Genomic DNA, 4472 nt, shown 5'->3' with positions numbered 1-4472 from the left:
GGAAACGTAGGTGCCTGATTTTTATCACTTCTTATTTAAAGTGTCTATTTAAAATTCAATAAACATCTGGGAATTCTCATATCAATCTGTTCTATTCTTAAACTTTGATGAAATCGCCCTGATCATTTTTTAATCAGTTTTATCCTCATGGCGTTTTATAGTTTTGGTTAGATTATGGACTCATGCTTAACAAGCTGGTGCGGGGATAAGGCCATCTACTAAAAATAGATCTCTATTAAAACTTAATCGATTATGATTATCATTTGAGATGAAACCAATTTCCTCATTTGTTATATTGCAGATCCACCGCTCAATACTTATTGGTTTTTTAGACTGCAACGCTTTGGGTGTGAATAAGGCGACATTTATTCCTTTTTCAGGATCGCGAGTAGAACTATATTGAAAGGCTTCCACATTTGCTTTTCTCATTGAAGAGCCTAATTTTTGAGTATCACTATAATATTTAGGTGAAGAAATTATTTGTTCAACAGTATTAAATGGCTGCTTATTCAAAAAAATACCATGCACTGTTTTAATCCCTATTGTATAGCTTGAATAGGTCATCAGAATACTATCGGTGTAGGGTTCTTTCATTCCAGCCATAAAGACAAATCGATAATAAGCTGTTTCCGCTAAAGCGGTCGAAACATTTAGGGAGCCGTAAAATAGGCTTGGTTCAAAGGTATTGCCAAATCTTGAACCATACTGCAATGGAGGGTATCGAAATGGAGTAATCAGTAAATAATGCAAATCTTCATACTCTTCAGGCCTTTTAGGCTTAGATGTTTCTAATAATTCCTCTAATATAGCTTGTTCTTCAATATTATTAACAAGGGAGAGTGTTGCAAGCTCCTCCTGGTCTTCTACAACTCGATGTATTGTTGCCATTATCGGGGTAATATATTGTTTACCATCCATTTTATCCCATATATTTCCCACTAAACTTTACCTCTCATCGCATCTAAATAATTCACAACACGTGACAGTCCCATCACTGTTTTCATTTCCTGCAATGGAACACCCTGAATATGATAGTTATAAGTATTTAGCCAATGAATCATTACTTCTTTATTCCCGCCATTAAGTGCGTATAGGGATCTATAGACCCGGATCAACAGCAAAGCCAACTCCCCTGGCTTACTATCAGGGTCAAGTTCACCTTTTTTTAAACATCTATCAATCGTATTGCGATGTTGGCCAATAATGGCAGCCAGATCCTGGCTGTTAATTTTAATCTCATTTTTAAGTTGATTGATTGCCGTAGCCAAAACATTCGAAGGTTTAGGCTTTTCTGCTGCGTGCATAATTCATACTCACCTGACTCACCATATGGTGAATTATAGCACAAAAATCACCATTTTGTGTAATTGACTTGTTCATGCAGCGGACTTTATGCCGGATAATTTTTTAAAAGGCCCGGCACAAAGGCAAGTTCAGACATAAATACGATTGTGATTGAATTTTGATTATCATGATTCGTGGCGTCTGGGTAAGCCGATCTCCATTTTTGCCAAAGTTACTGCTTCTTCTTTATTCCATTGTTTCTGAGTAAACAAGGTTATCCCTGTTACAAAAAAAGAAAGGCTTTTTTCTTGTTCTGGCGATGGTGTCACTTCTTCTTCAAGTTTAAATTCTTGCTTTATTGATTCAACTAAGCCCGCAAGATATTTATTATTAGCGACTTCTTTATTATAAAAGGGAAGGCGCTCTTTAAAAAATGATTGAAGATCATTAAAAGTACTGCCAAATAGCAAGGGGCTTTTCGTTTTAAATAGCTTGCTCATCACTTCTATTTCATAGATATATGCATTTGCTTCAGTATTAGCAATGTTTGCCGCTACATTAAACGCATGTCCCGCCTCATGAACAATCGCACCGATTATATTAATCGTTTTTTGTTCCAAAAAATCTATCTTTAAAGCAATGGTTTGGTTAACAACCCAGTTTTTATGGTGCTGTCCTAATAATTTGTACGTGTTTTTATTCACAAAGATAGCAGGATTCCCTTGAACACCTAAAAAATCATGCGGTGGTTTTAAGATATCAATCTGAAGTTGTGGCATAGAGGCAGTTACTCCACTATCAAGGCCAATCCAACCTATTTCGCGGCATTCTTCGATAAGTAATCTAATGTGATAACTTGTCAGCATGATATTCTCCTTGTTCAAAGATTAACAGGGGAGCGTCAAATTGAGACCAAAATGACTAATAATTACAAAACCATTATTACGAATCGATATTTGCCAGTCAATACACTTTTTGGTCATTTAGGATTTATTTGAATTATTTTGGCGAAACTTATTAAAACAGAATCAATAAATGCGCATAGAACTAGGGTTTTGACCTATTGCTAAGGAAATGAACTACAGGTTAATTTTAAATGGTGATTGATCTATTAATGGTTTGATTTCTGATTCACTGATTAAATGACATGCATTCGATGTGTTTTTTACAGTTAACAAATCACATGAATAATAGATATTAATTGAAAAACTAGGGTCTAGTGAGTAAGCGGAATTAAATGAAATGTCAACAGACTCTAATGTTCATTGCGAATGATGATATAACCTTCTTCGGTTTGACAATATGTTACTACAGCCAGATTATCGATTATGCCTTGCAACGATTCTTTTTCAATGGGTTTGATCAGATAACCTGCGGCGCCTAAATCCGCTGATTTTTCTTTGTCCTTACGATAATCTGAACCAGTGCACATAATCACAGGAGTTTTATTGAGTATTTTATCGGTTTGAATTTGTTTCAATATTTCAAACCCATCCATCCCTGGCAAGTTGATATCAAGAAATATCAGATCAATTGGATTATTTCGAGCAAATTGGTCATGCAATAAATTAAGTGCTTCGTTCCCGCTTTGCGCTATAAAAAAATTAAAGTTTATATGCGCCCGCTCTAAGATGATTTTAGTAAATTCCAGATCCTCTTTAAGATCATCAACAAATAAAATATTCGCCAAGGAAGTTTGACTGGGTATATTAACTGGGCTTACTGAAGCTTCTTTTACTTTTTTTTGTCGATTTACCTTAAAAGCACTTGGTAGAGTAAAAGAAAATATTGTGCCGCCCCCAAATCTGGATTTACATTCTATTGTTCCACCATGTAATTCTAAAATTTTGGCGCATATTGCTAACCCTAAACCAGAACCCTTGCTTATCCGGTTAGCCCGTTTAAATGGCAAAAAAATGCTTTCATTGTCTTTGCTATCAAGCCCCAAACCATTATCGGAAACATGAAATTCTACATATTGTTTCTTTGGCTGTGCAGAAATAAATATTTCGGGAATATTTTCATTATAATAAATGGCATTGCTGATTAAATTTTGCATCAATTGAATCATTTGGGTTGGGTTGGCTTTCACATGAGGTAACTTCTCGGCAATGATGTGGGCATTTTTTTCCCGAATCAGATAATCAAGGTTTTTCGAAACCTCTCCGATAATCTCATTCATATCGCATTCTTCTTTAAGTTCTTCTTTAAATTCATCAAGTTGCATGTAATGAAACACGGTATCAATAAGCGTCAGCATGCGTTTGCTGGCATTATAAATATGCTGAAAGTAATCAGCTACTCTACCAGAAAAATGAGGTTTTTCTTGAGTGATGACGTCGACGAAAGAACTCATGGTTCGTACAGGTTCTCTAAGATCATGAGCCAGGGCACGGGTAAAAATTTCCAACGTATCTCGTTGCGCTCGTACATGCGCCTCTCGCTCTCGTATCGTCTCAATATGGGCTTTTAGATCAATATAAAGGTGTGCATTTTTCAGTGCAACCGATGTCGTATCTGCAAGTGCTTGTAAAATATTGAGCTCTTCTTGCGTTGGCAGGCGTTTTTGGGCCCAGTAATTACCAATAGCGCCTACTGGATCTTCCCTACGGATAGGTACCATCGCCAAACTCTTAACAAATGTGGGTCGATAAGCATCTTGTGGTATGCGTGGGTCATTATAGATATCCTCAATTACTGCTGACTTTTTATTCAACATCACCCAACCACTAATACATTTTTTCATAGGAAAGCGCTTGCCTTTCCATAATGGAGCGATTGCATTTTCCTCCACATAGTAACAACAATTACCGTCCTTCAGTATAAATGTTGCACCATCTGCGCCAGTTAGTTCTCGCGCTGCAAGGCGCACGATTTCGGTAATCGCTTGAATATCATTTGCCTGCGATAAATCTTGCACGACCTTAACCAAGTGTTCCATTGCTGAAACATACCAAGTAGAACATTCTGTGATGTTAGAAGATAATTTGGCATCCTGCATAAATGTAACTCGTTAAGTAAATTAATTTAAGTATAGCAGCGAGCAGATAGTAAAATTTTCCATCATGTGCGTATTCCGGAGGACTTGATCACTAATTCCGTTAGTCATTTGATCACCGATTCCGGAGTATTTGATCACTTCAACGCCTCACGCAGTGGATTATCTTTTAAAGGGGTTTAGTCTGTAA

4 protein-coding genes are annotated in these 4472 nt (G+C 36.6%); all 4 read right to left on the bottom strand.

Translation table 11 applies throughout. The features are described from left to right. Nucleotides 1–186 precede the first annotated feature (186 nt). The 4 genes from ELY20_RS16620 to ELY20_RS16605 all read right to left on the bottom strand — a co-directional run bounded on the left by ELY20_RS16620 (nucleotide 187) and on the right by ELY20_RS16605 (nucleotide 4285). Nucleotides 187–918 carry an RES family NAD+ phosphorylase gene (locus tag ELY20_RS16620; RefSeq protein WP_126955791.1) on the bottom strand — a complete coding sequence of 244 codons (732 nt, stop codon included), beginning with the start codon at nucleotides 916–918 and terminating at the stop codon, nucleotides 187–189. Nucleotides 919–938: 20 nt separating this feature from the next. Then, complete coding sequence (locus tag ELY20_RS16615) at nucleotides 939–1304, bottom strand: MbcA/ParS/Xre antitoxin family protein (protein WP_110144291.1); 366 nt, start codon at nucleotides 1302–1304, stop codon at nucleotides 939–941. Nucleotides 1305–1469: 165 nt separating this feature from the next. Beyond that, nucleotides 1470–2150, bottom strand: a complete 681-nt coding sequence (locus tag ELY20_RS16610; RefSeq protein WP_110144292.1) for a hypothetical protein — start codon at nucleotides 2148–2150, stop codon at nucleotides 1470–1472. Nucleotides 2151–2539: 389 nt separating this feature from the next. Continuing rightward, nucleotides 2540–4285, bottom strand: a complete 1746-nt coding sequence (locus tag ELY20_RS16605) for a hybrid sensor histidine kinase/response regulator (protein WP_110144293.1) — start codon at nucleotides 4283–4285, stop codon at nucleotides 2540–2542. Between the last annotated feature and the right edge of the window lie 187 nt (nucleotides 4286–4472).

Source organism: Legionella qingyii (assembly GCF_003990155.1).
Lineage (GTDB): Bacteria > Pseudomonadota > Gammaproteobacteria > Legionellales > Legionellaceae > Legionella > Legionella qingyii.
This window is presented reverse-complemented; position numbering and strand designations above follow the sequence as displayed.